This window comes from Gordonia sp. YC-XJ4 (genome assembly GCF_059511865.1).
Window position 1 is genome coordinate 5130576 of record NZ_CM183447.1, and the last position, 21712, is coordinate 5152287.

Genomic DNA, 21712 nt, shown 5'->3' on the forward strand with positions numbered 1-21712 from the left:
TTCCCCAGAGATTTCGTTGTTCCCCTGGAAATTGTCAGGGGAGGAATGGGTTTCTTGGGGAAGAACAGGTCAGCCAACGATTCCTGCGCGGCGGAGAGCCCCGAAGATCTTGCGGACGAAGGCGTCGGGGTCGCGCAGATCCTGCCACGTCCACCGCACCACGACGATCCCGCACTCACGGATCGCGTCCTCGCGCAGCTTCTCCGCGTAGATGACGTCCTCGGCAAGCCGATGCCCGCTGGCCGCCGAGGCACGGTGATACTTGAACCTGCCGTCGAACTCCCCGACGACCAGCAAACTTCCCTGCGAGTCACGCCACCCGAAATCGCAGCGTTTCACCGAGCCGTCGGCGACGACGACCTCCGCCTGGAGCTCGGGCCGCGGCACCGACTTCGACTCCATCATGACACCGCGGCTCAGCGACTCGCCGATGCTCTCGGATCGATCGTCCGCCAAAGGCAGGGCGCTGCGCAGTAACGCAATTCCGTGCTGTCGCCGCATACCCGCTGCGACACCTTCAAGGTCGACGGAAATACCACGCTTACGGCCCTGGTAGAGCCCGGAGTCGAGAGCGCACAACGCTTGCCGGAAAGTGCCTTCCCGCGCGACGTCACAGACGGTACGTGCGATCGACGTCACGAGAACTCCGTTGGCCTCGACGAGATCGGTCGGAGTGATGTGGGCTTGGTGAACGATCAGACTCTGCGTGGTACGGCCTGAGGCTTTCGAGGTGAAATGAACCTTCGAGGTATCGCTGTCCAGCAACGGAATGCCCAGCAGCGCCGCCGCCGACTGATGGCTCGGGTAACGCCGTTCCCCGCCGATCCGAACCGCCGCGAGGACCGAATCGCGATACCGCTCTTCGCGAACCGCAAACTCATCGAGCTCGCAGTCGCCTTTCACCGGGACGTACCCACCCCACCCCACACGCGCAAGAGTCCCGTCGCGTAGACCACGTGCGATCTCGGCGTCGGTCGCACCTCGCTTGATCGCATCACGTCGCAGGATCAGACGGTCGTCGGAATTCATGGGGATGAGCATGCCCGAGAACGAGCAGGCGTGGTCAAGCTCATCCACAGCTGTGGATAATCGCCTTTCCACCGGGATCCTGGCGATTCTTCCCGAAGAAATCCTTTCCTCCGCAGGAAATTTCGCGGGGAAGAACGAGAAAGTAGGGGAAGAAGATTCTTCCCCTACTTTTCATGGGTCGACCGCTCCGAGCGGGTGAGAGGGTCCGCTAAGCCGGGCGCACCGAGTTGATCGTCTTCTCGACCTCCCAGAACGCCCGCAGCGCAGCGAGTTTCCCGTTCTCGTCGGCGCGATAGGTGAACACACCGTGGGCTTCGGAGACGTGACCGGCGATGTGGGTGACGATCTTACCGACGTAGGCGACCTCGTTGCCGCAGATGATCTCGTCGTCGAAGACGAACTCGATGCTCTCGGTGGTCGCTATCGACAGATCCCAGAACTCCGAGATCCGTTGGTGCCCGCTGAATCCGACGCCCTCGGCGTCGAACATCGACGGCCCGACCGGGTCCTCGACCTTCGCGTCGGCGGCGAAATTGTCCACCCAGGCCTGCTTGTCCCGGGCCTCGACGAACTCACGCGAGCGCCGTCCGGCGACCACCGCCGGATGGTTCTCCCGATCGATGTTCAGATACGCTGGTGCGGTTTCGGAATGAGTCATTTCGTCCCGTAGTCGACCCGGAGTTCCTTGACCCCGTTGATCCAGCCGTGCCGTAGCCGACGCGGTGCCTCCAGCCTACTGATGTCGGGCACCAGGTCGGCGAGCGCGTTGAACATCAGGTTGATCTCCATCCGCGCCAGGTTCGCCCCGACGCAGAAGTGCGCACCGTTGCCGCCGAAACCGACGTGCGGGTTGGGATCTCGCAGGATGTTGAACTCGTAGGGTTTCTCGAAGACCTCGTCGTCGTAGTTCGCCGAACCGTAGAACAACCCGACGCGCTCGCCCTCGGCGATGTCGACGCCGCCGACCTGCGTGTCGCGCTTGGCGGTGCGCTGGAAGCAGTTGACCGGTGTGGCCCAGCGGACGATCTCGTCGACCGCGGTGGCCGGCCGCTCCCGCTTGAACAGCTCCCACTGATCGGGGTGCTCGAGGAAGGCGTTCATGCCGTGGCTGATCGCGTTGCGCGTCGTCTCGTTGCCGGCGACGGTCAGCAGGATGAAGAAGAAGCCGAACTCGGCCTCGTCGAGCGACTGGCCCTCGATATCGGCGTTGACCAACACGCTGACGATGTCGTCGACGGGATTCTTGCGACGTGCCTCGGCCATGTTGTAGCCGTAGCCGAGGATCTCCGCCGACGCCATCTCCGGGTCCTCGCCGAACTCCGGGTCGTCGTAGTTCATCATGTTGTTCGACCAGGTGAAGAGCTTGACCCGGTCGTCCTCGGGCACACCGAGCAGATCGGCGATGGCCAACAACGGCAGGTCGACGGCCACATCGTGGACGAAGTCTCCGGTGCCCTGTTCGGCCGCATGCCTCACGATCGTCCGGGCCGCGTCATCGAGCTTGTGCTCGAGCGCCTGCACCGCGCGCGGCGTGAAGGCCTTCGACACCAGCTTGCGCAACCGCGTGTGGTCCGGCGGATCGTGGTTGATCAGCAGAGCCTTGGTGACGTCGAGCTGCTCCTGGGTCATCTCGTCGTCGAAACGCATGATCACGCCCTTGGACGCGGTCGACCAGTCGGCGTTGTTCTTGGAGATCTCGCGGATATGGGCGTGCTTGGAGATCACCCAATAGCCGCCGTCGTGGAATCCGCCGCCCTTGCCCTCGCGCTGCGCATTCCACCACACCGGGGCCGTCGAACGCAGGGCTGCGAACTCCTGGACCGGGATTCCCTGTTCGAGCAGGTCGGGATTGGTGAAATCCCAGCCCTCCTGCGTCATGAACGGGCTGCTGCCCGCGTCTTCCGTTGACGACGTCGCCCCGCTCGGCGACTCCCCCGCGGAAACGTTGACGGTCTTGACCACTGTCACACCACCTGTCGTTACCTGTAGTGAGATGAGAACGGATTTCGGTCTCACTTGTGTGATCCACGGTACACAAGAAACCCGGACTACACGAGAACCTGTTCTACTTTTTTCTGGACGGTCGCCCCAGTCCACGCCGCCTATGCAGTGTTGGGCGACCGTCCCACTTCGATTTTTCTGGACTGATGTCCAGGAAACTGTCGCTTTCACCCCTTCCCCGACCCATCGGCGTCGCCATATCGATCCCGAGGCTGGACGCAAACGAGAACATGTTCTAATTTGAGCAGGACAGTGCCGGTCGTCAGACGGCAGCGAACCTCGTAGGAGAGGAACCACCATGGGTGTTCCGGTGATCGTGGAAGCAGTGCGGACGCCGATCGGAAAGCGGGCCGGCTGGCTATCGGGTCTGCATGCCGAAGAGCTCCTCGGGATGACCCAGCGCGGCCTCATCGAACGGGCGGGCATCGACCCGGCCTTGGTCGAACAAGCGATCGGCGGCTGTGTCACCCAGGCCGGCGCCCAGGCGGGCAACGTCACCCGCAAGGCCTGGCTGTCGGCGGGTCTGCCCGAACACACCGGCGCGACCACGATCGACTGTCAGTGTGGGTCGGCGCAGCAGGCCAATCATCTGATCGCCGGACTGATCGCGACCGACACCATCGAGGTCGGCATCGCCTGCGGCGTCGAGACCATGACACAGGTGCCACTGGGCGCCAACGTCGGGACGAATGCCGGTCCCTACCATGCCGATTCGTGGCACATCGACCTGCCCAACCAGTTCGAGGCCGCCGAGCGCATCGCGCGCCGACGCGGCATCACCCGCGCCGACATCGAGGCGCTCGGACTGCGGAGCCAACAGCGTGCGCGAATCGCCTGGGACGAAGGACGCTTCGACCGCGAGGTACTCGCGCTCAAAGCACCGGAACGCACCAAGGACGGTGAACTCACCGGCAACATCCTCGACGTCGTCCGCGATCAGGGGCTGCGCGAGACGACCGCGGAGTCGCTGGCCGGACTCAAGCCGGTGATCGAGGGCGGCATCCACACCGCCGGGACCTCGTCGCAGATCTCCGATGGCGCCGCGGCGATCCTGCTGATGGACGAGGGGCGCGCACGGGAACTGGGCCTCACCCCCCGGGCTCGGCTGCGCGCGCAGGCGCTCGTCGGCGCCGAGCCGCACTACCATCTCGACGGTCCGGTCCAGGCCACCGAACGAGTACTGAGCAAGGCCGGAATGTCGTTGTCGGACATCGACCTCGTCGAGATCAACGAGGCGTTCGCCTCGGTGGTACTCAGTTGGGCCCAGGTCCACGGCGCCGACATGGACAAGGTGAACGTCAACGGCGGCGCGATCGCACTCGGACATCCGGTGGGTAGCACCGGTTCCCGGTTGATCACCACCGCCCTGCACGAACTGGAACGCACCGACAAACAGACCGCCCTGATCACGATGTGTGCGGGCGGGGCGATGGCCACTGGCACGATACTGGAACGCATCTGAGCCGGTGGATGCGAACAACCGTCCACCCCAACTCGATTCGCCTGTTGTCGCGCAGCTGATCAAGGTGGGCTCGCGGCTCAACACGGTGGTCTACCGCGCCACCGGTGGCCGCCTGGGCAACACGTGGCGAATCGGGGCGGCACTGCACAAGCCGGTTCCGGTGTGCCTGTTGACCACGACCGGCCGCAAGTCTGGTAAGCCTCGCACCGCACCGTTGCTCTATCTGCGCGACGGCGAGAACTTCGTCGTGGTGGCCTCACAGGGCGGACTGGCGCATCACCCGGCGTGGTATCTCAACCTGCGCGCCAACCCGGCGGTGACCATCGAGGTCGGGCGTGATCGCCACGAGTTGCGGGCCCGCACCGCCGATGAGGCCGAACGCGCGCGCCTGTGGCCGAAACTGGTCGACGTGTATGCCGACTTCGACACCTACGACGCCTGGACCGAGCGCGAGATCCCGGTGGTGATCTGCGAACCCGCCACCGGCTGACGTCGCCTCGGACCTCGGCCGGGCCGGCTCAACGAATTCCGCTCGGAAGTGCACGGATCGCCGATCCCAACCAGCAGTCGAGGAACTCTCGGCGATCCGGAGCCGAGTGCGCGTGACCGGGGTCGATGATCAGTGATTGCAGGGTGCGCAAGACGATCTCGACGAGGATCTCGATGTCCTGGTCGCCGTAACCGCGTGCGGTCCAGTCGACATCCATCCGCTCGATCATGCTGCGCGCGAATACGCGCGCGTTCTCCGAGGTGATCTGTCCGATCACCGGGAGGCTCTGATGTCCGGGCAGCAGCAGGATGCCCATGTAGCGGTCGTCGGCGAGCGCCTCCAGCACCGCTGAAACACCCTCGACCACAGCCACATCCGGCTCGGTGAGTCCCGCCAAGCGGCCGGCGATGCGGTCGAGGAACGCTCCGACGGCGTCGATGGCGGTCGCCGAGAGCAACGCCTCGGTGCTCGGGAAGTAGCGATACACCGTCTGGCGGGTCACGCCGAGTCGTCGCGCCACGTCGGTCAGACGCGTGGCCTCTCCCTGTTCGTCGATGACCTCTCGGGTGGTCGCGAGAATGCGCGCGACCGCCTCCTCATCGGTGGCGGGTACCGCACCGGCCCATCCGTGCGTCCGCATCAGCGTGCCCCATGGTCGATCGGCCTCACCGGGCACTCGCGCGTCATGAGAATCCACCCTAATCGGCGAACGACGCCGAGATGTTTGACCATACAGATATTCTTCTGGTGTATGGTGTGGTGATGCAGACCACATCGGCCCGTCCGTTCGACGCGGGCATCGACTTCACCGATCCCGACCTCCTCGAACGCGGTATCCCCCTTGTCGAGTTCGCTCATCTGCGCCGGACGGCACCGGTGTGGTGGAACGCCCAGGAGGAGGGCAAGGGCGGCGGATTCCACGATGGCGGATTCTGGGTGGTCTCGAAGCATGCTCACGTCCGCGAGGTCTCACGCAATCACGCGCTGTGGTCGACCAATGCCAACGGCGCGATCATCCGCCTCCCCGAGTACGTGACGGCCGATCAGATCGAGTTCACCAAAGCGCTTCTCATCAACCACGATCCGCCGTCGCACACGCGTCTACGCAAGATCGTCTCGCGCATCTTCACGCCGAAATCCGTTGGTGCGCTGACCGACACGTTGCAGGAGTCGGCACGCCGGGTGGTCACCGAGGCCGCGGCGCGCGGCAGCGGGAACTTCGTCGACGACGTCGCCGTCCACCTCCCGTTACAGGCGATCCTCGACCTCATCGGTGTACCCACCGCCGATCGACCGAGAATTCACGAACTCGTCGACGCCATCATCAATTCCGACGATCCGGATCAGCTGATCGATCCCACCACGGCGAACGCCGAATTGCTGGGTTACGCATACCAGATGGCCGAGGATCGGCGACGTAATCCGCGTGAGGACATCGTCACCACCCTGGTGCAGGCCGACATCGACGGTGAGGCCCTCGACGAGATGGAGTTCGGTTTCTTCGTCATCCTGCTGATCACCGCCGGGAACGAGACCACCCGAAATGCGACCACACACGGAATGAATGCGTTTCTCGATCATCCCGCCCAATGGGAGCTGTTTCGCCGTGAGCGGCCCGCCTCGACGATCGATGAGATCCTGCGCTGGTCGACGCCGGTCAACGCCTTCCAGCGAACCGCCCTCGCCGACACCGAACTCGGTGGCGTCGCGATCACCGCTGGGCAGCGGGTCGGACTGTTCTACAGCTCGGCCAATTACGACGAGGACGTCTTTTCCGACCCATTCACCTTCGACATTCTTCGTGACCCCAATCCCCATCTCGCGTTCGGCGGGAATGGGGCACATTTCTGCATCGGGGCCAACCTCGCCCGCCTCGAGCTGAACCTCATCTTCAACGCCATCGCCGACGTGCTGCCCGACATCTCCCGGGTCGGGCCGATGCGGCGGGTCCGATCGGGCTGGCTCAACGGGGTCAAGGATCTCCCGGTGGACTACGGCACCCTCTCCCGGGTGCCTGGTCCCTGACGCTCGGTGGCCACGACGCGAAAGGGCACATAGACTTTCGTCCATGGCCGACGAATCCGATTCCACAGCCGACCACCTCTGCCCATCGACGCCCGCAGTCGCGGTGATCATCCCCGCATACAACGAGGAACGCCTGATCGTCGACACCCTGCAGGCCTTGCAGGATCAGGAGTTCGACGCCCCACTGCATCGTGAGGTCCTGCACGGATTCCGCGTGGTGGTGGTCGACAACAACAGCACCGATCGCACCCCGGACCTCGTCCGCGAGTTCATCGAGGCCGGAACCCGGTTCCCCACCGAATTGATCTCCGAAACCGAAAAGGGTTCGGGCTGTGCCGCCGACACCGGCGCGCGTCACGCCATCGCTTCCGGAGCTCGCTACATCGCGCGCACCGACGCCGACTCGCATCCGGCGCCGGACTGGCTCGCCACCCTGCTGACCCCGCTGTTCGCCGGGAAACGGCTCGTCGGCGGCCGGGTGAAAGCCCGTGACGACGAAGACGTCTCACCGTTCCTGTTCAACGCGGTCGGCAAACTCTGGCGGGTCGGCCACGCCGTGGAGTACCTGCGGACCGCCCGCGGACCGGCCGCCGCCCGCCGCAGTTATGCGGTGGTGGGCAACAACATGGCCATCGACGTCGAGATGTACCTGGAATCCGGCGGGTTCCCGCGGACGCGCATGGAGGACGTCGACGACGACACCGTGTTACAGAGTCGCGTGCGGTCGCTGGTGGGCCCCAAGGGAATCGCCTTGCAGAAGAATGCCCTGGTCTACACCTCGCAACGCCGCCAACAGGCCTTCGGGATCAAGGGCCTGCTCGAATGGTATTCGGGTGACCGCAGTTCCACCGACCTCGCCGCCGATGTCCGCTGAGCCCCGCGTGGCGGTGATCGTGCCGGCCTACAACGAGCAGCGTCTGATCACCTCGACGCTGCGCGCCCTCGACGCCCAACGTTTCGACACCGTGCTCGAACGTCAACTGCTGAACGGTTTTCGGGTCATTGTCATCGACAACAACAGCACCGACACCACCGCAGAGGTGGTCGAGAAGTTCATCGCCGAGGGCACCCGCCGGCCGTTCGAGCTGATCACCGAGACGCAGAAGGGGCTCGGGTCGGCCGTCGACACCGGCGTACGGCACGCCATCGACACCGGCGCGGTGTTCGTCGCCCGGACGGATTCGGATTCGGTCCCCGATCCGACGTGGCTGCACGAGCTGCTCCAGCCGCTGCTGGCCGGCCGGCGACTCGTCGGCGGCCGATTACGGGCACGCCACGACGAACCGTACTCTCCGGTTCCCTACGACCTGCTCGGCCTGCTGTGGCGAGTCGGACACCTGCAACAGAAGTGGCGGACCCGACACGAACCCCCGTATGCGCAGCGGACTTTCGGGGTTGTCGGCCCGAACTGCGCCTTCGACACCGAGGTCTACCTGACCGCAGGCGGGTATCCGCGGCTGCCTCTCGAGCAGGTTTCCGAGGACTGGGAGTTGCAACAACGTGTACGCAAGGTCGCACCGAAGTCGGCGGTGGCCCTCGCACCCCGTGCCATCGTCCGCACTTCCCAGCGACGTGTACGGCATCTGGGCATTCGTGGGAACTCGGCGTGGTACGCCGCCGACCATCGGGGCGGACGAGCCGACCTCGCGGAGTCGACGGGTCAGGCGATCGACATCCGCTGAGCAGTGACGCCGGTATGAGATCTCATGCCATACCGTGTGCCCGCGCAGCAGGCATCGTGACGCGATCGACGATCTCACCGATCACCGAAACCGTCTCGGACAGAACGGCGTCGATGATCTTCTCGGCCTGATCGGTGTCGGGATAGCGAACCCGCACATGGATGCCGCTCTCGTCGCGCCACAGCCACCACTGCGCGTTGTCGGTGTCGTGATCGCCGGAGAGTTGACGGACCTCGACGCCGTCGGCCGGTGTGTACCAACGGGTGTAGTCCACATAGGACAGCATGAACACGTCGTCTCGGCTGCGGCGCAACCGATCTCCGAAGGTCTGATAGACCGGGGTCAATCCGATCTCGGCCAGCGGTGTCGCCTCGGCCACCCGTCGTGCGTTGATCCGGCTGAGCTCCAACGGATCACCACTACCTGCGACGCGCATCGGGATGTTGTCGACCACCCAACCCACGAAGCGTCGGTCCGTCTGGGGTCCGGCCGGGATGATCGTCGACATCTCCTCCGGGCCTCCGGACCGATGGACGGCCACTCCGATGGCGGTCAGCAATGCCGAGAGCGTACGGCCGCCGAGGCGTCGGATACCGGAACTGAGTTCGGGGGCGTCGTCGGCGGCCACCAGTGTGCGCATCGCGGTGCGCATCGGCTTGCGCTCCCCCGGGCCGACGCCGAGATCCAAGGGGAAATCCGGTATCTGCCAGTCGGATTGTTCGAGAAAGCGTTCCCAACCGGCCAGCCGCGGGTCGTCGGCGGGCACGTTCGGAACACGGATGTGGGCGCGCACCTCGTCGAGACCCGATGCCGCGGGTCGTAACGGGCGTTCGGCGAGAACATCGGTGATGTCGGCGGCGATCACCGTCAACGACCGGGCGTCGACGTAGGCGTGGTCGAAGGCGCAGATCACCGTCGTCGAGTCCGGCCGGCAGACGGCGGACAAGAAGTGCCCACCGGATCGGAGTGGATTACACGCCGATGCCGTTCGTCGCAGTACTTCGTCGGTGAGTGCCTGCGCGTCCCAGTCGCGCGCATCGATCTCGTCGTCGACCATCGCCAGGACTTCCTGATGATGTTGGCGCACATAGTCGTCGCCGGCGACGAAATGGCTGCGCAATGCGTCATGACGCGACATCAGCTCCGATGCCATGCGGCGCAGCAGTTCCCGGGGCACCGATCGGGGTAGATCGACGACGAGGGTCATCCAGCCCAGGTGACCCTCCTGCACCGAGTCGAGATGGAAACGCTCGTTCTCCGAGACCGCCATGACCGTCACAGCCGACGAGTTCGCCGCTGCGCACTCCGGCACCCACTGCACGAAGCAGCCGGGTTGCACCGAATAGTGTTCCAGGCTCGCCAGTTTCATACCGCTGCCCCGGTCGCGCCGGTGTGCGGTGCGGGCCGCTCGGCACCCGCGGCGAAGTCGTGCAGGATATCGGCGATCGCGTCGAGGTAGTTACCGATGTTCCGCCGGGCGGTCGCGTTGTCGGGGATCTGGGTCTCGACCGTCACGCAGTCGGTCATCCGGCTCACCCAGAGGTTGGCGTTCTTGGTCTTTCCGACACCGGGGAAACCGACCGTCGTCCGCACCGTCGGGTCCTCGACCCCCGGCAGCCGACGATGATCGAGGTAGGTCACCATCTGCGGCGAACCCGTGATCGGCGGCAACTCACCGGTCTGTGCCAACACCCCGAGTACCGCACCCACCGGCGCGGCTGCGGCGGAGCGGGCGTCGCGGACGGCGTCGGTGGCCGCCCCGATCAGCGACACGAAGTCGGCGTCGGGGTCCACCTCGAAACAGATCGGCGCAAAGTTGCACAACCAGCCCTGGGTGCTTTCGTGCCCGGGGGGACGCGTCGCCAGGGCGGTCGTCGTACAGAACAGGCGATCACCGGTCACCGCGAACTGCGCCGATGCCATTGCCGCGTACAGACACCCGGTGAAGGTGCAGCCGGTCCCGGCGAGCCGCTCGTCGATCCGGGCGGCGTCATCGGCGTCGATCAGATCGCGACGGGCACGGACCGCCGGTACGGCGGTGTCACCGTCGAGCCCGAGATCGAGCGGCGAGGTCGGAACCCCGCCCTTGGCCCGCAGTGCCGCCCGCCAGGTGTGGACGCTGTCGGCGTCGGCGGCGACCGCCGCGGCCGACATCGCCTCGGCCCGGATGAAATCCGCGTACTTGCCGACCGACGGCAGATCCGCGGGCTCGCCGTGCACCCGTGCCCGGTAGAGCGCGACGATCTCGGCGAGCGCGAGCCACACCGAGTATCCGTCTCCGTGGACATGGTCGGCGCCCAGATAGAACGTGAAACCCCGCTCACCCGCCGCCGCCCCGAATGCCATGGCGGGTACCGAATCGAAATCGGTCAGCGAGGTGATGCGTTGCGCCGCATACTCGCCGACCGACGCCTCGTCGAGGACGAGGTCGGGGTCCGGCACGGTGGTGACCATCTCCACCGAATCCGGTGGCGCGACCACGCGGGTGATCCCCGATTCGTCGACCACGTAGTGCGCACGTAGTTCCTCGTGGCGCCGCACGAAGTCGGTGAGCGCCTGCGCCATGACCTCGGCGTCGAGCGGCTCGTCGAAACGCGTGAGGGAGCCGATGATCGCCCGATGCGGTTCGCCGCGTAGACGAGCGGCGACCGCGGTCGCGAGGTGATCGGACTGCAGGAAGGTTCCCGCACCCGAGGGAGACGAGCCGAGTCTGGCCCGATCCGGGGAGCGCATGGTCCACTCCACGACGGACCCACCCGGAAACGCCTCGCGCAGAAGCGGTCCGAGCTCACCGGGTGGTGAGAACCGCACCGTCACCGGCGCCGGCCGGTCAGTGCGGAGGTATCGGCGAGGACGACCGGGCAGTCGCCGTCGGCGATCACCGAGCGCAGTATGGCGTGGAACGTCGAGAGGAACGCCTCGACTGCAGCGCCCTGCGGACCGGCGGTGAACCGGGCGGAGACGTTGAGGCCGTCCGGGATTCGGTTGATCCAGAAGTACACCTCATCGGCGTCGGCGGTGGCGCTGCGCAGGACGCGGGCATTGCGCGCGTCCCACTGGTCGGCGCCCTCGGCACGTCGCAGGTCGATGTAGGAGATGACGAATCCCGGCGGGGTCACGTCGCCGCCGATCAGGTCGGCAATCGGGGCGAACGGAGCGCTGCCGGCATCGCGGTACCGTCCGACACTCGCCGCCACGGAGGGCAGTGCCTCACGGAATGTGGTGGCACCGCCCAATCGGGCGTGCATCGGGATCACACCGACGAACCATCCCACCGCCTCGCCCCACTCGGGGCCGGTGCGGGTGTGGACGGGGCTGATGAACCGCAGATCGTCGGCCCCGCTGCAGGCGGCACCGGCCATCGTCAGCGCCGTGTACACACCGACGGCCATCGAGGTGCCCGCGGCTTTGCACACCGTGTCGAACGCCTTGGTCTGGGCGGGATCGAGGAGATATGTCGACAGGCTCGACTGGTATCCGTCGTCGGGGATGCGAGGGCAGGTGATCGTCGGAGAATGGCCGTCGGGAACCTCGAAACGAGGGAAGGTCGGCATCGGCCCCGGCTGCGCGACCGATGTCGGGGTCTCGAAGAACTCGCGCCACAGGGTGACGGCGATGTTGTTGGCGTCGATCTGCTCGCCGAGATCGCGTTCGGCGTCGGCGAAATCGAGGTAGCTGCCGTAATCCAGCAGATTGTGCGGCGTTGCGTCCAGTGCGGCCTCGTACAGGGTGGTGAGCTCGCGGATCGCGAAAACCTGTGTGTAGGCATCCATCACGGTGTGGTCGGCGGCGAAGACCAGCAAGAAACGATTGTCGTCGCCGTCCGGTTCGACGGTGACCGCAACGCAGTGGGGCCACCGGAGCGGTGACACGGTGGTGTTGAAGTACTCCTGCACGCAGGCCTGGGCGTCGTCAGCGCTCATCGCGTCGCCGAGTGCGCTCGTGCGGACCGAGATCGCCTGGGCCCCGGTGGTGATCCGGGTCAGATCGTCCTCGGGGCCGGTACCGGCATCGGTGCGCACCGACGACCGGAACGCCTCATGTCTGCGGTACCACTCCTCGATGGCGGCCGCGAGTGCCTCTCGATCGAGGGGACGGTCGATCATGAACGCTGTGCCGATCCATTCGCTGTACCAGTCGGCACCCATCGTCTGGGCGCGGCGCGCGTGCTCGAGGTGCATGTAGGACAGCCGCCGCGGATCGGGCTGCCAGGCGGTGGCGTCGGCGGTCGGCTCCCACGCGGTCACCCGACCGCCGGGAATCCGATAGTCGGCGAGCTCTGTGTATTCCATCGAAACCTCCGGTAATGATCGTGTGAACGGGACGGAGCAATTGTTGAAAGCGCATCAACTGTTCAAGCCGCGGGCAATGGTGGGCCAACTCTGCGTCTGCTGGTCGCGCCAGTACGGCCAGGAGTGCGTTCCCGGATCGACGTATCGAATCGTCGCGGGAATGCCGGAGGCGACGAGTCGGGACTGCAATTCCCGTGTACACAGGTAGGTACCGAATTCGATTCCACCCCCGACGACCTGGCGATTCGCCGGGTCACTGTTTCCCGGGTACCCCGGCTCGTCGTACTTGCCGGGCATCCCGGTTCCACTGGAGACATACACCGTCGTGCCGCGCAGATTGCCGGCCAGCGACACCACGTCGTGCGCGGCCCATTGGGGATCGTTGGGAGGGCCCCACATGTTGTCGGGGTTGCCGCCGAATGCGGTGACGATTCCCCGCGGATACGTCTGTCCGGCCAGGCCGGTGGTGGTGTAGCAGCCACTGTAGGAGGCGACCGCCCGATAGAAACCCGGATGGCGTGCGGCGAGCACCAACCCGGCACCCGCACCCATCGAGATGCCTGCGATCGCCCGCTTGCCGTTACCGTTGAACGTGGCATCGATCAGCGGCGGCAGCTCGTCGATCAGGAATGTTTCCCATTGGTAGCGGCCGAGTTTGGGATCATCACGTTCCCAGTCGGTGTACAGGCTGCCGTTGCCCGCCAGCGGCATCACGACGTTGACGTTCTTGTCGGCGTAGAAGCGCCTGGCATCGGTCTTGCGCAACCACATGCTGTTCTGCGGGTCTTCTTCACCGAGGCCGCTGAGCAGGTACAGCGACGGACGAGTCCGGTCGGCGTGTGCCGGGGTGAGCACCTGCACCTTGATCGTCTTGCGCATCGCCGGGGAGTACACATAGAGGGCGGTGAGGTCGGTCCCCTCCGACGCCGTCCGTACGATGGACGCCTTCTGCGGCGTCGCGTATGCGGCCCCCGGCTCACCGACGACCCCGGTCATCACCGCGGCAGCGACGACCAGAAGACCCGCGGAAACGCGGAAACGCCACCGCGAACGGCGACCAGAATCACCCGACAAATCAGCACCTCGCGAACAGTGAACAACCGAGAAATGTGGCTCAGATAGACCGCCAGCACGCTCAAGATAACCCGAACCCGCGGTATTCGTCACAATTTCTTTCTCCGGATCAATGAATTACGTTGTCGAACCATGTGGCGCTTTCTGCGAGATTCCTGTGAAATCACCCGTGGCGGGTAAACCAAAGCAGACTTTGAATGGCGCCGAATCGTCCGGATCTCGGTAGGCTACGTATCGCAATCGCGTCGAGAAAGGAGCCCGGCATGGTCGTTTTGCCTTCGACCGCCATCGAGGCCGCGTCGCTGCGCAAGACGTTCGGGCGGGTCACCGCGGTCGATGACGTCTCCCTGTCGGTCCCGACCGGCTCGGTGTGCGGACTGCTCGGCACCAACGGCGCAGGTAAGACCACCACGGTCCGCATGCTCTCGACGCTCCTCCGCCCCGATGGGGGCAGCGCGCGCATCTTCGGCCGCGACGTGGCGACCCAGGGCACCGCCGTGCGCTCCCTCATCGCATTGACCGGTCAGTATGCATCGTTGGACGAGGATCTCAGCGCCGAGGAGAACCTACGATTATTCGCCGAGCTGCGTGGTTTCAGCAAAGTCCGAGCGCGTTCTCGTGCCGACGACCTGATCGGACAATTCGGACTTTCTCACGCCGCCCGCCGTGCGGTCTCCGGCTATTCCGGCGGAATGCGCCGTCGCCTGGATCTGGCGTGTTCCCTGATCACCGCGCCGCCATTGCTGTTTCTCGACGAGCCCACCACCGGCCTCGATCCGGCGACCCGGGCACGGGTGTGGCAAGCCGTGCGTGAACTCGTCTCGGGCGGCACTACGGTACTGCTGACCACGCAATATCTCGACGAGGCCGACAAGCTGTCGGATTCCATCGTCGTGATGGATTCCGGACGTGTCGTCGCCGAGGGCACGGCCGACACCCTCAAGGAACGCATCGGCACCAAGTCGCTGCACGTGATCATCACCGACGCCGCACAACTGCCCCGCGCGGCCGGGGTCTTGCAGCAGAGCCTGGGTACCGAGGTGGCGCAGGTGGCCGGCGAGGCACGACTGTCGGCGTCGATCACCGATCCCGGACTGGCGGCGCGCGCTGTCGCCGATCTGGAGGCCGCGTCGGTCGGTATCGTCGAATTCTCGGTTCAACGCCCGACGCTCGACGATGTGTTCTTCGCCCTCACCGGCGATCCGGCGACCCACGATGCAGCGGGCAACGAGATCTCGTGGCAGGACGCCTCATGACCGAAGACGTGCTGGGCGCCCGCACCATCGAGACCGCCGACGCCATCGAGGGTGCCGAGAACCCGGCGGTCGGCATCGAATGGCCGATCACCCCACTCGATCGGGTGCCGCTCTCGCAGGCGCTGCGACAGATCCTCGCCCTGGCACGGCGAGGTTTCCTGCGGATGCGCCACTCGCCGCAAGGCCTCATCGACGTCGTCGTCGTACCGATCGTCTTCACCGTGATGTTCGCCAACATCTTCGGCGGTGCGGTCGCCGGTGGCGTCGGAAATTACCTGCAGCTCTTGGTTCCCGGCGTGTTGGTCTCGGTGTCGGTGACGACGTCCATCGTCACCGGAACCCAATTACGGGAGGACATCGACAGCGGCGTCTTCGACCGGATCGTGTCGATGCCGATCGCTCGGATCGCTCCCTTGGCCGGACTGCTCATCGCCGACACGGCGCGCTACCTCATCGCGACCACGGTCTCGCTGGCGGTGGGTCTGGCGATCGGTTATCGACCCACGAGCCCCCTCGGTGTGCTGCTCGGCGTGGTCCTCGTCGTCTTCGCCGCGTTCTCGTTGAGCTGGATCTTCGCCCTCATGGGTGTGCTGCTGTCGAAGGTCTCGGCGATCCAGGGCATCTCGATGCTGATCCTCATGCCGATGACGTTCACCTCCAACGCCTTTGTGCCGACCTCGACGATGCCCGGATGGCTCGGGGTGATCGCCGAGATCAACCCGATCTCACACCTCATCTCGTCATTTCGCGCACTCGCCAATCACGGGCAGTTCACCGCGGACGTCGGATGGACACTCCTCGGCTGTTGCGTGATCCTGGTGATCTTCGCCCCCGCGACCCTGCGCGCCTACCTCACACGCCTATGACCAACCACGACACGGACATCCGGCGTCGCCCCACCGAGCGTTTGGGTACCGAGCGCCTGGGTACGGAGCGCCTGGGCACCGACGACGACCTGTTCATCCGCATGGAGCACGCCCTCGGACTCGGTGTCATCAACCAGGGGGCATGGCGATTCGACGGCCGTCTCGATCCGGATGTCTTGTCCACCCTGGCGACTCGGCTACGGTACGGGCGTCTGTCCCGCCTCGCACGACGTCGCCCGCCTCCGGTCCGTGATCGCTGGCATTACACACCGGCAGCGGGGATGACCCACTTCGAGAACGAGCCCGTCGCCGAGGGTGACGCCGTGGCATGGGCGCGACGGCAGGCCGAGCGCGGGGTCGACAGCGTCGACGGACCGGCGTGGCGACTGACCGCCGCGTACTCGGCGGACGGGCGCTCCACCCTGGTCTCGCTGATCGCCGCACACGCCGTCGCGGACGGATGGTCGATGGTGACCGCGGTCGAAGAAGCCGTTCGCGGAAACGATTACGCCGTCACCACCGAACCGGTGGGTCCACTCGACGACGTCATCGACGGTGTGCGGACCGCCGCTCGAGCCGCGCTGGCCACGGGTCGACTCATCGCCGGCACGGTCGGGTCCCGGCGCGAACCCACCCCGGCCGGCCCGGTGCGACCGGCGGGACTCATCGCGGAGGAACCCTGCGGAATCCTGTTGAGCATCCCGGCCGACGACTACGCGCGCGCTGCCGCACGTGCGCACGGCAGCGCGAACGCGTTGTTCGTCGCGATCATGGTCGGACTCCTCGCCGAGGCCGGGATCGTGGGACCCGATGACGTTGTTCCCGTATCGATTCCGGTGTCGATGCACCCCGAGGGGGACCGTCGGGCCAACGCCACCACCGGGACGACGGCCCGGATCCGGGTATCCGACGACCGCTATCACGATCTCACCGCGATTCGGGTGGCCTGCAAGGAGGCCTACCGCAGCGTGACCACGGCCGCGTCCTCGATGGGGAACCTCTCGCAGATCGCGCAGGCGCTCGGCGACGGGCTGGTGCGACGCCTGGCCGCCAACGGCTCGACGCCGATGTGTCTGGCGTCGAACCTCGGCGAATTGTCGCCCGAATTCTGCAGCCTGGGAAGCGGACTCGATGCCGAGATCGCGGTGCGCGCCTTCACCGGCCGGCCGGCGGGCACGGCCGACTTCGGTGGCGGTGTGAGCGGATGGTTCGGCGTCGGACCCCGTGCGATCGGGCTGGCGGTGACGTCCCTCGATCCGCGGCTGGCCGCCGATGACGCCGCCCTGGCGGCCCTGGTGCGCGCCGAGTTGAAGCGATGGGAACTCGAGGCGAGCGAGTGGGGCGGATGAGAATCGCCTTCGCGCTGCACGGCAGCCGCGGCGATGTCCAACCGGCGGCCGCGGTGGCCGCCGAGTTGGTGCGGCGTGGTCATTCGGTGCGATTGGCCGTGGCGGCCGATCTGGTGGAATCCTTTGCACGAACGATGATTCCGACCACCGAGCTCTGTCCGTCGACCGCGGATCTGCTCGCCAGTCCACTGATCCGCAACGACCTCAAGTCGCGCAATCCGCGCACCCGATTCCGGGCGCTGCGCGAGGTCAGCGCGTACGGGGTGGAGCAGTCCGAGCGGGTGATGGCCGAGCTCGCCGACGAGTCGGACGTCCTCGTCACCGGCCTGCTCGCCCAGGACCGGGCCGCGACCATCGCCGAGAGCCGCGGGATCGCCTTCGTTCCCCTGCACTACTGCCCGGTGCGTGTCTCGGGCTCGGTCTCGCCGGTGTATCGGGATGTGCCGCAGTTGGTCTCACGCGTGGCATGGACGCTCGCCGATCGGGTCATGTGGCGCTCGACCCGCGGCGCCGACCGCCGACTGCGCGCACGTTTGGGGTTGCCGCCGGACCGGCGCCCATTCAGCAGACGTCTGCGCGCGGACGGAATCCCCGAAATCCAGGTGTATGACCCGGTCCTGTTCCCCGACCTGCCGCGCGAGTGGGGATCGCAGCGGCCCTTCGTCGGATTCCTGTGCCCGGACAAGGAGATCCGGACGGCGATCAACGACGGCCTGGACCGGACCGATGCGGCCATCGGTTTCGCCTGCTCGGGACCGCCGCCGGTCTATGTCGGTTTCGGCAGCATGCGAACCCCCGTGGACCGGATGGAGTTCGTGGTCACCACCCTGCTCGATCGAGGTCTGCGAGTGATCGCCCACACCGATCTGGACCTTCCGATCACGGATTCCCGTCTGTTCCGGGTATCCGGAACGGTGGATCACGAAGCGCTGCTGCCGCATTGCCGCGCCGCGGTGCACCACGGTGGCGCCGGGACGACGGGTTCGGTCCTGCGGGCCGGGATTCCGTCAGCCGTCGGATGGTTCAGTGCCGACCAACCGATCTGGGCGGCCGCGTTACGCCGCTGCGGTGCGGGTACCGGAAGCCGGTTGAGCCGGATGAGTGCTGACGATCTGTCGGTGCTGACCGACCCGGGCGCGCAAGCAGCCGCACGTCGGATCGCCGAGCGACTCCTTCCCCCGCATCATGCGGTCGACGTCGCGTGCGACATCATCACGACCGCCGCGGCGTCGACGACCTGAGAGTGTCGACCACCGAAGGGTTGTCGTCCGCCTGAAGGACACGGCTGCGACTCGGATGGCGTCGAGCCGGAGCGTGATGTTTGGATGGCGGCATGTTCGGGGTCCTCACACCTTGTCGTCACCGTCTGGGAGACGAACTCGCCGACCGGTGGCGCGCACATCTTTGCGGGTTGTGTCTGGCGTTGCGCGACGGTCACGGCCAAGCCGCGCGACTGACCACCAACACCGACGCGGTGATGATCTCGATCCTCACCGAAGCCCAATACGGCGGTGCGGCAACGACCACACGAGCGGGCCGATGCCCACTCCGGTCCCTGCGGACGGCCACGGTGGTGACCGCCACCGACCCGGGTATCCGGCTGGCGGCCGGCGCGTCGCTCACCTTGGCCGCGGCCAAGGCCGACGATGTCCGCGCCGAGCAGCGCCTCGGACTCGCGCCACACTCACCGATGAGGTCGGCAACCGCCCGGGTGATCGGATCACGGTTACATGCGGCGGCGTCGAATGCACCGGTTCTCGACGTCGAGCGCATCCTGCACACTCTGCACCGTCAGCCCGAGATCGAGTGCACTGCCACATCTCTCGGCGAGATCACCGATCCCAGCGGCCAGGCGTGCGCCGAGGTGTTCGCTGCGACCGCCGATGCCTCGGGCGTGCCGGACAACCGCGCCGACCTCGCGGCCATCGGTTACGACTTCGGCACGATCGCCCACCTGCTCGACGCCGTCGACGACTATCACGCCGACGCGCTCGATGGTGCATACAATCCATTGCGCGCCACCGGAACCGAGGTGACGGCGGCGCTGGCCGAGTGTCGCGACCGGCGTGACCGGATCACCGAGCGATATTCCCGGCTCCGACTCGACGACGACCGGTTGCTGCGGGCAGTATTCCTCGACGGTCTACGGCACGCGATCGCCCGCCGGATGCATGCGCGGACCCGGTGGCCCGCCACGCGACCACCGGACTTCCCCGACTCCTGGCCCTATCCCCCGCCGTTCCCACCGAACCGACGATTTCGTGATCGCCTCGGCCCGTTCCTGTGGACCGGCTGCACAGGCCGGGCGTGCTGCGCCGACCACTGGAATCACTGCAGTGACAAATTCACCGACCCCTGCTGCAACGACGACTGCGGGGATTGCTGCGACTGCTGCGACTGTGATTGCACCTGAACGCTTTCGGTCGATGCCGCTCAGCCGACCCCGCGTCCGGCCGACTCCCAGAACTGTGCGCGCAACGCCTTCTTGTCGGGCTTGCCCAGCGCGGTCAACGGCAGCGCGTCGGCGAAGATCACCTGCTTGGGTGACTGCACCGCACCCTTGCGTTCCTTGACCGCACTCTGGATCTCGGCGGTGATCCGCGCCCGTCCCGCATCGTCGGATGCGGCGTCGGCACGCAGCACGACGACCGCGGTGACCGCCTCGCCCCATTTGTCGTCGGGTACCCCGATCACGCCGACCTGTGCGACGGAAGGATGTTCGGCGACAACGTCTTCGACCTCCCGCGGAAAGACGTTGAAGCCGCCGGTGACGATCATGTCCTTGGTGCGGTCGACGATGTACCAGAAGCCGTCGTCGTCTTCCCGGGCGACATCACCGGTCCGCAGCCAACCGTCCCGGAAGGTCGCCGCGGTCTGCTCGGGTAGGCCCCAATAGCCGCCGGCGAGAAGCGGTCCGGCCACACAGATCTCGCCGGGTTCACCCGGCGCGACGGGCGCGTCGTCGGGGCCGAGGAGCGCGGTGCGCAGGAAGGCCGACGGCCGGCCACAGCTCGACAGTCGGCGGGTGTCCTCGCCCGGTTTCGGGTGGTCGTGCTTGCCGAGGTAGCTGATCACCATGGGGGCCTCGGACTGCCCGTAGTACTGGGCGAAGATCGGACCGAAACGTTCGATGGCCTCGGCGAGCCGCACCGGATTGATCGGCGAGGCACCGTAATACACGGTTTCCAGCGACGAGAGGTCACGGGTTTTCGAGTCGGGATGATCGAGGAGCGCATAGAGCATCGAGGGCACCAGCATGGTGGCGCTGATCTTCTTCTCCTCGATCGTCGCGAGAACCTGTGCGGGGTCGAACTTCGACAGCACGATCATCGTGCCGCCCTTCATCAACGTCGGCACGAAGAACGCCGCACCGGCGTGCGAGAGCGGCGTACACATCAGGAACCGTGGTCGCTCCGGCCATTCCCACTCCGAGAGCTGGATCTGGGTCATCGTCGCCATCGCCGACGCGGTTCCGATGACACCCTTGGGTTTTCCGGTGGTCCCGCCGGTGTAGGTGATCGACACGATGTGATCGCCGGGCAGCGCCGCCGCGGTCAGCGGGCGGGGCGAGAACGTGTCGGCCTCGGCGATGATGTCGCGACCGTACGCGGACAGTTCCTCCGGCACCGGCCCCAGGGTGAGGACCTGCTTGAGGCTGTCGACGCGGTCCACCAGCGCCACCGCCCGCTCGACGAACATCGGCACCGGATCGATGACCAGTGTGGTGACCCCGGCGTCGGAGAGCACGTAGGCGTGATCGTCGAGCGAGCCGAGCGGATGCAGCGCGGTGCGCCGCCAGCCCTGGGTCTGCCCGGCACCGATCACCAGGAGTACCTCCGGACGGTTGAGCGCCAGGAGTCCGACCGCGGTTCCCGATCCCGCCCCCACCGACTCGAAGGCCTGCACGTACCGGCTGACCGCGTCGGCCATCTCGCCACCGGTGAGTTCGGTGTCGCCGAGCTCGAGCACCTTGTGGTCGCGATGCCGTCGCAGGGCCGCGACCATGAGATCACCCAGATGGACCCCGCTGCGCAACGGGTCGTATTCGGTCACAGAGCTGTCCTCAGTCATACGACCAGACTAGGACGTGTTTCAGAACTGAGGAAGGGTGTGGCAAAGATTCGTCGATGACGTGCACAGATATCGCCGATCGTAGGAGAGAATAGGACTAGAACGTGTTACAGAT

General features: G+C 66.2%; 19 protein-coding genes. 10 read left to right on the plus strand and 9 right to left on the minus strand.

Going from position 1 to position 21712, the window contains the following annotated elements; translation table 11 throughout:
* Nucleotides 1-69: 69 nt before the first annotated feature.
* The 3 genes from AC5ZH6_RS22800 to AC5ZH6_RS22810 all read right to left on the minus strand — a co-directional run bounded on the left by AC5ZH6_RS22800 (nt 70) and on the right by AC5ZH6_RS22810 (nt 2991).
* Entirely contained in the window at nt 70-1029 is a 960-nt protein-coding gene (locus tag AC5ZH6_RS22800; RefSeq protein ID WP_288336954.1) for a hypothetical protein, read from the minus strand.
* Between the two features lie 208 nt (nt 1030-1237).
* Nucleotides 1238-1687, minus strand: a complete 450-nt coding sequence (locus AC5ZH6_RS22805) for a nuclear transport factor 2 family protein (RefSeq protein WP_006371979.1) — start codon at nt 1685-1687, stop codon at nt 1238-1240.
* Entirely contained in the window at nt 1684-2991 is a 1308-nt protein-coding gene (locus AC5ZH6_RS22810) for a cytochrome P450 (RefSeq protein WP_428841858.1), read from the minus strand. Before AC5ZH6_RS22810 ends, AC5ZH6_RS22805 begins: the two co-directional genes overlap by 4 nt.
* A gap of 337 nt (nt 2992-3328) precedes the next feature.
* Between AC5ZH6_RS22810 and AC5ZH6_RS22815 the strand changes: the two genes are divergently transcribed.
* A complete protein-coding gene (locus AC5ZH6_RS22815) occupies nt 3329-4492 on the plus strand; it encodes a steroid 3-ketoacyl-CoA thiolase (protein WP_288336955.1) in 1164 nt (387 codons plus the stop codon).
* Nucleotides 4493-4496: 4 nt separating this feature from the next.
* Entirely contained in the window at nt 4497-4982 is a 486-nt protein-coding gene (locus AC5ZH6_RS22820; RefSeq protein ID WP_006371976.1) for a nitroreductase family deazaflavin-dependent oxidoreductase, read from the plus strand.
* Between the two features lie 28 nt (nt 4983-5010).
* Here the strand turns inward: AC5ZH6_RS22820 and AC5ZH6_RS22825 are convergent, their stop codons facing one another.
* On the minus strand, nt 5011-5622 hold the full coding sequence (locus AC5ZH6_RS22825) for a TetR/AcrR family transcriptional regulator (RefSeq protein WP_288336956.1): 612 nt from the start codon (nt 5620-5622) through the stop codon (nt 5011-5013).
* Between the two features lie 122 nt (nt 5623-5744).
* Here AC5ZH6_RS22825 and AC5ZH6_RS22830 point away from each other — a divergent pair, with 122 nt between their 5' ends.
* Genes AC5ZH6_RS22830 through AC5ZH6_RS22840 form a run of 3 tightly spaced genes read left to right on the plus strand, consistent with a single transcriptional unit; the run spans nt 5745 to nt 8689 of the window.
* Nucleotides 5745-7007, plus strand: coding sequence for a cytochrome P450 (locus AC5ZH6_RS22830; protein ID WP_006371974.1), 1263 nt, complete (start codon nt 5745-5747; stop codon nt 7005-7007).
* 43 nt (nt 7008-7050) lie between these two features.
* Nucleotides 7051-7881 carry a glycosyltransferase family 2 protein gene (locus AC5ZH6_RS22835; RefSeq protein WP_006371973.1) on the plus strand — a complete coding sequence of 277 codons (831 nt, stop codon included), beginning with the start codon at nt 7051-7053 and terminating at the stop codon, nt 7879-7881.
* On the plus strand, nt 7841-8689 hold the full coding sequence (locus AC5ZH6_RS22840) for a glycosyltransferase family 2 protein (RefSeq protein ID WP_240524000.1): 849 nt from the start codon (nt 7841-7843) through the stop codon (nt 8687-8689). The genes AC5ZH6_RS22835 and AC5ZH6_RS22840 overlap by 41 nt, the downstream gene beginning before the upstream one ends.
* Nucleotides 8690-8711: 22 nt before the next feature.
* On the opposite strand, the gene AC5ZH6_RS22845 is transcribed toward AC5ZH6_RS22840, so the two are convergent.
* From AC5ZH6_RS22845 to AC5ZH6_RS22860, 4 genes are all read right to left on the minus strand, one after another.
* A complete protein-coding gene (locus tag AC5ZH6_RS22845) occupies nt 8712-10058 on the minus strand; it encodes a condensation domain-containing protein (RefSeq protein WP_496167856.1) in 1347 nt (448 codons plus the stop codon).
* Complete coding sequence (locus AC5ZH6_RS22850) at nt 10055-11422, minus strand: condensation domain-containing protein (protein WP_244421196.1); 1368 nt, start codon at nt 11420-11422, stop codon at nt 10055-10057. The genes AC5ZH6_RS22845 and AC5ZH6_RS22850 overlap by 4 nt, the downstream gene beginning before the upstream one ends.
* 80 nt (nt 11423-11502) lie before the next feature.
* Nucleotides 11503-12981 carry a condensation domain-containing protein gene (locus AC5ZH6_RS22855; RefSeq protein ID WP_006371968.1) on the minus strand — a complete coding sequence of 493 codons (1479 nt, stop codon included), beginning with the start codon at nt 12979-12981 and terminating at the stop codon, nt 11503-11505.
* 54 nt (nt 12982-13035) lie between these two features.
* Nucleotides 13036-14055 carry an alpha/beta hydrolase gene (locus AC5ZH6_RS22860; protein ID WP_014361522.1) on the minus strand — a complete coding sequence of 340 codons (1020 nt, stop codon included), beginning with the start codon at nt 14053-14055 and terminating at the stop codon, nt 13036-13038.
* Nucleotides 14056-14318: 263 nt separating this feature from the next.
* Between AC5ZH6_RS22860 and AC5ZH6_RS22865 the strand changes: the two genes are divergently transcribed.
* The 5 genes from AC5ZH6_RS22865 to AC5ZH6_RS22885 all read left to right on the plus strand — a co-directional run bounded on the left by AC5ZH6_RS22865 (nt 14319) and on the right by AC5ZH6_RS22885 (nt 19939).
* The gene (locus tag AC5ZH6_RS22865) at nt 14319-15311 is read left to right on the plus strand and encodes an ATP-binding cassette domain-containing protein (RefSeq protein ID WP_496167859.1); all 993 of its coding nucleotides are present in this window, start codon (nt 14319-14321) and stop codon (nt 15309-15311) included.
* Complete coding sequence (locus tag AC5ZH6_RS22870) at nt 15308-16177, plus strand: ABC transporter permease (protein ID WP_006371965.1); 870 nt, start codon at nt 15308-15310, stop codon at nt 16175-16177. The genes AC5ZH6_RS22865 and AC5ZH6_RS22870 overlap by 4 nt, the downstream gene beginning before the upstream one ends.
* Complete coding sequence (locus AC5ZH6_RS22875; RefSeq protein ID WP_094601097.1) at nt 16174-17526, plus strand: non-ribosomal peptide synthetase family protein; 1353 nt, start codon at nt 16174-16176, stop codon at nt 17524-17526. The genes AC5ZH6_RS22870 and AC5ZH6_RS22875 overlap by 4 nt, the downstream gene beginning before the upstream one ends.
* Nucleotides 17523-18767: a glycosyltransferase gene (locus AC5ZH6_RS22880; RefSeq protein WP_094601098.1), complete on the plus strand. Its 1245-nt coding sequence runs from the start codon at nt 17523-17525 to the stop codon at nt 18765-18767. The genes AC5ZH6_RS22875 and AC5ZH6_RS22880 overlap by 4 nt, the downstream gene beginning before the upstream one ends.
* Before the next feature lie 92 nt (nt 18768-18859).
* On the plus strand, nt 18860-19939 hold the full coding sequence (locus tag AC5ZH6_RS22885) for a DUF5685 family protein (RefSeq protein ID WP_265077025.1): 1080 nt from the start codon (nt 18860-18862) through the stop codon (nt 19937-19939).
* Between the two features lie 20 nt (nt 19940-19959).
* Here AC5ZH6_RS22885 and fadD8 read toward each other — a convergent pair whose 3' ends face one another.
* Nucleotides 19960-21597, minus strand: a complete 1638-nt coding sequence (gene fadD8, locus AC5ZH6_RS22890; protein WP_026919855.1) for a fatty-acid--CoA ligase FadD8 — start codon at nt 21595-21597, stop codon at nt 19960-19962.
* Nucleotides 21598-21712: the final 115 nt, after the last annotated feature.

Coding starts and splice junctions, on each gene's coding strand:
- AC5ZH6_RS22800 (WP_288336954.1), bottom strand. CDS start 1,029: ATGAATTCCGACGACCGTCTGATCCTGCGACGTGATGCGATCAAGCGA.
- AC5ZH6_RS22805 (WP_006371979.1), bottom strand. CDS start 1,687: ATGACTCATTCCGAAACCGCACCAGCGTATCTGAACATCGATCGGGAG.
- AC5ZH6_RS22815 (WP_288336955.1), top strand. CDS start 3,329: ATGGGTGTTCCGGTGATCGTGGAAGCAGTGCGGACGCCGATCGGAAAG.
- AC5ZH6_RS22825 (WP_288336956.1), bottom strand. CDS start 5,622: ATGCGGACGCACGGATGGGCCGGTGCGGTACCCGCCACCGATGAGGAG.
- AC5ZH6_RS22830 (WP_006371974.1), top strand. CDS start 5,745: ATGCAGACCACATCGGCCCGTCCGTTCGACGCGGGCATCGACTTCACC.
- AC5ZH6_RS22835 (WP_006371973.1), top strand. CDS start 7,051: ATGGCCGACGAATCCGATTCCACAGCCGACCACCTCTGCCCATCGACG.
- AC5ZH6_RS22845 (WP_496167856.1), bottom strand. CDS start 10,058: ATGAAACTGGCGAGCCTGGAACACTATTCGGTGCAACCCGGCTGCTTC.
- AC5ZH6_RS22850 (WP_244421196.1), bottom strand. CDS start 11,422: ATGCGCTCCCCGGATCGGGCCAGACTCGGCTCGTCTCCCTCGGGTGCG.
- AC5ZH6_RS22855 (WP_006371968.1), bottom strand. CDS start 12,981: ATGGAATACACAGAGCTCGCCGACTATCGGATTCCCGGCGGTCGGGTG.
- AC5ZH6_RS22865 (WP_496167859.1), top strand. CDS start 14,319: ATGGTCGTTTTGCCTTCGACCGCCATCGAGGCCGCGTCGCTGCGCAAG.
- AC5ZH6_RS22870 (WP_006371965.1), top strand. CDS start 15,308: ATGACCGAAGACGTGCTGGGCGCCCGCACCATCGAGACCGCCGACGCC.
- AC5ZH6_RS22875 (WP_094601097.1), top strand. CDS start 16,174: ATGACCAACCACGACACGGACATCCGGCGTCGCCCCACCGAGCGTTTG.
- AC5ZH6_RS22880 (WP_094601098.1), top strand. CDS start 17,523: ATGAGAATCGCCTTCGCGCTGCACGGCAGCCGCGGCGATGTCCAACCG.
- AC5ZH6_RS22885 (WP_265077025.1), top strand. CDS start 18,860: ATGTTCGGGGTCCTCACACCTTGTCGTCACCGTCTGGGAGACGAACTC.
- fadD8 (WP_026919855.1), bottom strand. CDS start 21,597: ATGACTGAGGACAGCTCTGTGACCGAATACGACCCGTTGCGCAGCGGG.